We start from the raw sequence: 5,914 nt of genomic DNA, 5'->3' as shown, positions 1-5,914 counted from the left end.
TTCCAGTTCCGGGTGGGCAGCACCAAGGACAACCGGCAGACCATCGACCTGGGTCAGGTGACCAAGGACACCTGGCACGAGTTCGTGCTGCACTTCGTCCACTCGCCCGGCTCCGACGGCCTGGTGGAGATCTGGCACAACGGCAAGAAGATCTACACCCACAACGGGGGCAACATGTACGACAACGGCATCCTGCCTAAGTGGAAGATCGGCATCTACAAGGACACCTGGAACGACGGCACGACCACCACGCCCAAGCGCGTGCTCTACTACGACAACGTGCGCGTAGGGGGGGCCAGCGCCTCGTTCGCCGACATGAAGCCTCTAAAAAAGAGTCTTTAAATCCGAATGAATAATTACCTCTCTGAGGATCTTTGAAGGGACTAGTAAAGGTATAGTTCCAAACCACTGCTTATACCTGTTTCAAGTTAGCTGTTGATTTTAAATTTTAAACCACCCTGCGCCGTAATCGGCGACTACTGTTTGAAAAGTAACTATGGATTTAAGTATCAGAAATATAGGCTCTTGGGTTATAGCGGAAGCTTTAATATTACTTGGAAATGTGAAAAGAGCCAAATTAAAGGCTTTGGACGGGGAGCACATTCTTTCGTTGTATTTTCATAATCCCTCACTGAAAGAGTTTGAATCATGCATACAATGGCTTATCAAACAGAAGTTTACGTTCTTATCTGTTAAAGATGTAGAATGTATTGTTAATGGTAAGATGCCATTCCCGAAGGTGCAGTTTTGCTTACGGTTGATGATGGATGGGAGTCAAATGAAGCGAACATTGTAGAAATAGCTGCAAAATACGAAGTCCCTGTAGCAATTTTTGTTTCTACACAACCAGTAGAGGAAGGAACATTCTGGTGGTCATATTTCAATCTCTGGACAACAGGAAGCAGCAGCAAAGGAATAGAAGCGCTCAAAAAGGTGCCTAATTGTGAACGCTTAGCTGTCGTAAATAAAATTAAAAAGAGGTACACCTTGACGAGAGAAGCGATGACTATTGAGCAAGTATATAAGATATCGCTATCTTCTGTAGTAACGATAGGAGGTCATACTCATTCTCATCCAGTCCTTACAAATTGTGAAGAGAGGCAGGTATATCAGGAACTGAATATTTCCAAACGAAAACTTGAGTCCTGGATAAATAAGGAAGTAGCTTATTTTGCTTATCCAAACGGGAACTATGGTACTCGCGAAGTTCAGGCCCTTAAGGATTCTGGGTACAAGCTGGCTTTCTCAAATGTGCCGCAGTATCTTACAAGACAAAAATTAATACATGTTTTTGAGCTACCTCGCATAGGGCTTTTGGAGGGAGCTTCATTGGCAGAAAACATATGTCGTATGGTGGGGGTGTGGCACCCTACCATAAATAATATCAAAAAGCTATTTACAAATAGTTCCTCACCCAGTAGTAACGCTGTTGATCATAAAATTGAAAAAGCTAACATAGGTATACTGGAGAAGTAATACAAACTGTTATCAGCAAAATAGAAGTTATACCGTGTCGCAACAAATTTAATTAAGCCATTGTCCTGATAAATGATTACACTTATTTAATCTCTACTTAATCAATAAATTCCCTGAACCAAAGTTCCAGATGAATCCATTTCCAGATTTCTTTTGCAATATTCAGTTTTCCCTCAAGATGTTCCTGATACTTGCTGAGCGCAGAATTTGGATTTATGATGCCTCGTTTCCTGAAGGAATTACTCTTTAAAAGGTCTGTAATTATATTTTGCCATGCAGGTTCTCTAAACCATTCGTCTTGTGGTGTACCGAAACCCATTTTATCCTGGCGCATTCTAATCTTTTCAGGTAAAGTACCTTTCATAGCTTCTCTCAGGATATATTTGGTAATGCCGTTACGGATAGACCATTTGTCAGAACTTGCTAAGGTCTTCTCTACCAACCTATAATCCAGAAAAGGTACCCTTGCCTCTAGAGAAAAGTGCATTGAGTTGATATCTTCCCACTTAAGCAAGTGCTCTAACTTATTTTCAAAGTGATCCAGTAGGGAGTCCTTCAGAGTATTTGAACCATAAAGTTGTCCTGCAATTGCATTTGACATACTATACCTTTCCACAAATGAGGCTTCCATATAACCCTTTTCATCAACCCGAAGTGAGGTTCTAGAGTTTTCAGGAAGCAAGAAGTAGATGAATGCCTTTATGCCATATAAACTACGGTGCCTGGCCATGTAGTGATATACTTCTCCACTTAACTTGCCGAGCCGTGCTGATCGGAGTAAATCCTTAAAAAAGAAACCAAAGAAATAATGATATCCTGCCAGTTTTTCATCAGCCCCCTGACCATCCAGCGTAACAACTACATTGTCTTTTGCTAATTCCATGACCTTGTACTGTGCATAAGGCGAGGTAGAAGGCAGGGGTTCAGCATGTGCTCTGATAAAATGGTAGAGATCATTTTGCAGCGTTTTTGCACTAGGGGATGTATAGTGCATATTTTTTAATATCGGGGTATACTCATGTATAAAGCGCTTCTCATCACCAAATTGCCCATCTTCATATACAGCTGAGAAAGTATTTAGATCTGATTTATTAAAATCTTTAAGAAGCACAGAAACAATACTCGAAGAATCTAACCCGCCACTTAGGCAAACACCTACAGGTACATCACTTCTAAGTCTGAGTTTAATTGCTGAAGCTAGCAGCTCACGGTATTCTTGCGGATCGTTGAATGTCTCAGTGTTTGCAACTCTATCTTTTAAATCATACCATTTTTCAACTCTTACTTGATTGTTAGTAACTTTGAGCATAGAGCCGTGTTGCAGCTTCTTGATCTCGTTGAAAAATGTATTCTCATTCTGGTCTGTTCTGCTAAAAGCTAAATAATCAAAAATGCTCTGATAATTAGCTGTGGGCTTAGTACTAATCAAGGTAAGTAGAGGTGGTATTTCGGAACAAAATGCAAAGAATGTATCAGTATGCAGATAGTAAAAAGGTTTAATGCCAAAGCGATCTCGGGATGCAAAAACTGACTTGTTCATCCGGTCGTAGATTGCAAAGGCCCACATGCCGTTGAAGTGGTGCATGCACTCCTCACCCCAGTAAATGTAGGCGTTTAACAGTACTTCTGTGTCTGTTTTGGTATTGAAAGTAACACCTTTCTGTGTGAGTTCCTCTCGCAACTCTACATAGTTAAAGATTTCCCCATTAAACACGAGCACATACCTTTCATTTGAAGATATCATAGGCTGGTGCCCGTCTGGTGACAGGTCAATGATGCTGAGTCTTACAAACCCAAACCCAACGTTGTCTTCCATAAAAACCCCATTATCGTCTGGACCTCGATGCTTCATTTTATGCATCATAGTTCTTAAAGAAGCTTCCTGGGGTGCTTGGTTATCAAACTGAATTATTCCGGCAATTCCACACATCGCATTGTAAGTTAAAGGCTTATCAAAGTTGTTTTCAGGTTGGTGATTTTATTATGCACTATTGAATAGATCTACTGAGCGGTCACCAACTTATTATAATGTGTTGACAACTTATTTGATACTAGCTTTGAGTATAGCTCAGCCCCAGTTTCGTTTAAATGGGTAGGGTCGACAAACAGTAACGGGTTGTTGAGAAAAACTGTATCCTGGTTAAAGTTGAGCAGATTTATACCCAAGTCCTCACAAATTGTCTCCGCTATCTGGGTGCTTTGGGTCTGAGTACTGTATTTACGGTAACTAGGCGAAATAGCGACATATACCTCACAGTTTGCTTTCTTTGCCTCCATCAGGAAGCTTCTAAACAGATTGACTTCCATGGTGTCAATGTTTTCTTCTGCGACGTATACTTCTAGTTTCTTACTCCATTTTCTGTCAGGTATAGGCTCAAAACCTTTGGTGTTATAATCTCCCTTGATGGGTAGGTTGTGCATGATGATGGTAAGTAGCAATGAGTTATAACGGTATAGGTAAGAATAGGCTTTAAACTTTTCGAATGGACTCTTTAGGTCGACTACTTGCTTTACGACATCGTTTGAGTGATAGTAGGGTAGCAGTTCAGTCAGTCTGTCGTAGTCTTGTTGACTTGAATGAAATTCGTTCGGGTTTATGTCAAGCAAAATGATGTGAGGTTTATTTGAGCGTTCCAGGATACTCTTCAGCACGACATAAGAATACAGAATTCCCTGACCATCTTTACCCGTATTGTAAAAGGACTTATGCAAGTTGTCTTCAAATGGCTCGGGATCATAATGATGTTGTGCGCGAGAGGAGCCGAAAACAATTATATCCTCTCCCGCTTTGTTTAGCGCATAAGTAGTATAGTGCTCCGGTGCAGAAGATTTAATCCGGAAATAGAAAAACTCCAGTATGTTGCCGATCAGAAAATCGGAAGCGAAGAGAATCACGAGTAGGAGTGAGAGTTTTTTCAAAAATAGAATAAATTGGCTGTTCATGTGGCCCTATACTTTTAGAATTGGAAATATATGAACTGCCCTCCATCGAACACCCCAAATAGAAGAATGAGTACGATCAAGGCTGTATAGGAAAAATATCGCACCTGAACTTTCCTGTTCTCGAAAAGCTCAAATTCCGGGTGGTACTCTCTTATATACTCTACTGTGAAAAGAAATAAAATGGCCAGCACAGCATACACCATATAAGACCTGCCATCCCCAAGAAAGGGTGCATTGGCTGTCGTAAATATCTTGCTGATAATGAAGAAAGCATCTGATACGTTATTGGCCCTGAACAGTATCCAGGTGAAAGCTACCAGTAAGACTGTAGTAAGTATTTGTAAGCCTGAGTACCAGTTACTGTTAACAGAGATTTTACTCCACAAAGCTTTGGGGAAATACTTTTTACTTAAATTGCTAGCAATCATAAAGGTGCCATGCAAAGTTCCCCAGATCAGGAAGGTCCAATTTGCCCCATGCCAAATGCCACTAACTAGAAATGTGATAAGAAGGTTGAACTGCCACCGACGAAAGGAAACTCTGTTGCCACCAAGTGAAATATAAACATAGTCCCTAAACCAGGTAGACAAGGAGATGTGCCATCTGCTCCAGAATTCAGCGATAGATTTAGAAAAATAAGGGTGATTGAAGTTAGTCATCAGGTTAAAACCCATCACCTTTGCACTTCCAATGGCAATGTAGGAGTAACCTGCAAAATCTCCATAAATCTGGACTGTAAAGAACAAGGTGGCGATTAGCAGAGTAGTACCCTCGTGCTGGTCGACATTATTATAAACGGCGTCTACATAAATGGATAGTCTGTCAGCCACAACAAGCTTCATAAAGAAACCCCAGAGCATTAGCTTTAGCCCCTGCACAGCTCGATTGTAATCAAAGTCAAACTTCTGCCGAAACTGTGGCAGTAGGTTACTGGCACGCTCAATTGGGCCGGCAACCAGTTGTGGGAAGAAAGAAACAAAAAGAGCGTATATACCTAAGTGACTTTCCGGTTTCAGGTCTCTGCGATATACATCTATTGAATACCCAACAGCCTGGAAGGTATAGAATGAAATGCCGACCGGAAGTAGTATTTGCAAGTTAGAAACTTCCCATCTTATATTAAGTTGGGAAAGTAGATCATATACAGAATCATTGATAAAATTAAAATATTTAAAAAAGAAGAGAATGCTGAAATTAGATACTAAACTAAAAATTAGATAAACCTTTCTTTTGATTCTATGCTGTTCCTGGTGAATTAAGAGGGCACTGAAATAGGTGATAAGCGTAGAAACCAATAACAGTAGCGCATAAACTGGAATCCAGTTCATATAGAAATAATAGCTTCCTACTAGTAGTAGTATCCACCTAAACCTGTTGGGTAAGGCAAAGTAAAGCAAGCAAATGCTAGGAAAGAATAGTAGGAACGAAAATGAGTTAAATAGCATGACTTGGATAAATAAAGCGTTCCTATTTTATTTTCTTTATTTAATTTATA

Annotated in this window: 5 protein-coding genes; 2 read left to right on the top strand and 3 right to left on the bottom strand. The window is 40.4% G+C overall.

The annotated features are described in order from the left end of the window. Both O71_RS20210 and O71_RS22265 read left to right on the top strand, forming a co-directional pair. Positions 1 to 342: heparin lyase I family protein (locus O71_RS20210; RefSeq protein ID WP_007660817.1), on the top strand; the 342-nt coding region annotated here is incomplete at its 5' end. Positions 343 to 747: 405 nt separating this feature from the next. Next, positions 748 to 1,476 (top strand): polysaccharide deacetylase family protein, encoded by a 729-nt coding sequence (locus O71_RS22265; RefSeq protein ID WP_071530915.1) that lies wholly within the window; start codon positions 748 to 750, stop codon positions 1,474 to 1,476. Positions 1,477 to 1,573: 97 nt separating this feature from the next. On the opposite strand, the gene asnB is transcribed toward O71_RS22265, so the two are convergent. The 3 genes from asnB to O71_RS20190 all read right to left on the bottom strand — a co-directional run bounded on the left by asnB (position 1,574) and on the right by O71_RS20190 (position 5,747). After that, positions 1,574 to 3,406 carry an asparagine synthase (glutamine-hydrolyzing) gene (gene asnB / locus O71_RS20200; protein ID WP_007660816.1) on the bottom strand — a complete coding sequence of 611 codons (1,833 nt, stop codon included), beginning with the start codon at positions 3,404 to 3,406 and terminating at the stop codon, positions 1,574 to 1,576. A gap of 71 nt (positions 3,407 to 3,477) precedes the next feature. Continuing rightward, the gene (locus tag O71_RS20195; RefSeq protein ID WP_007660815.1) at positions 3,478 to 4,419 is read right to left on the bottom strand and encodes a hypothetical protein; all 942 of its coding nucleotides are present in this window, start codon (positions 4,417 to 4,419) and stop codon (positions 3,478 to 3,480) included. Between the two features lie 14 nt (positions 4,420 to 4,433). Beyond that, a complete protein-coding gene (locus O71_RS20190) occupies positions 4,434 to 5,747 on the bottom strand; it encodes an MBOAT family protein (RefSeq protein ID WP_007660814.1) in 1,314 nt (437 codons plus the stop codon). Between the last annotated feature and the right edge of the window lie 167 nt (positions 5,748 to 5,914).

It is taken from the genome of Pontibacter sp. BAB1700, from assembly GCF_000277005.1.
GTDB lineage: Bacteria > Bacteroidota > Bacteroidia > Cytophagales > Hymenobacteraceae > Pontibacter > Pontibacter lucknowensis.
Note: the sequence above shows the minus strand (reverse complement) of the source record. Positions and strands in the feature narration are given on the sequence as shown.

Excerpts from the sequence above, each read along its gene's own strand:
- asnB (WP_007660816.1), bottom strand. The coding sequence starts at position 3,406 with ATGTGTGGAATTGCCGGAATAATTCAGTTTGATAACCAAGCACCCCAG.
- O71_RS20190 (WP_007660814.1), bottom strand. The coding sequence starts at position 5,747 with ATGAACTGGATTCCAGTTTATGCGCTACTGTTATTGGTTTCTACGCTT.
- O71_RS20195 (WP_007660815.1), bottom strand. The coding sequence starts at position 4,419 with ATGAACAGCCAATTTATTCTATTTTTGAAAAAACTCTCACTCCTACTC.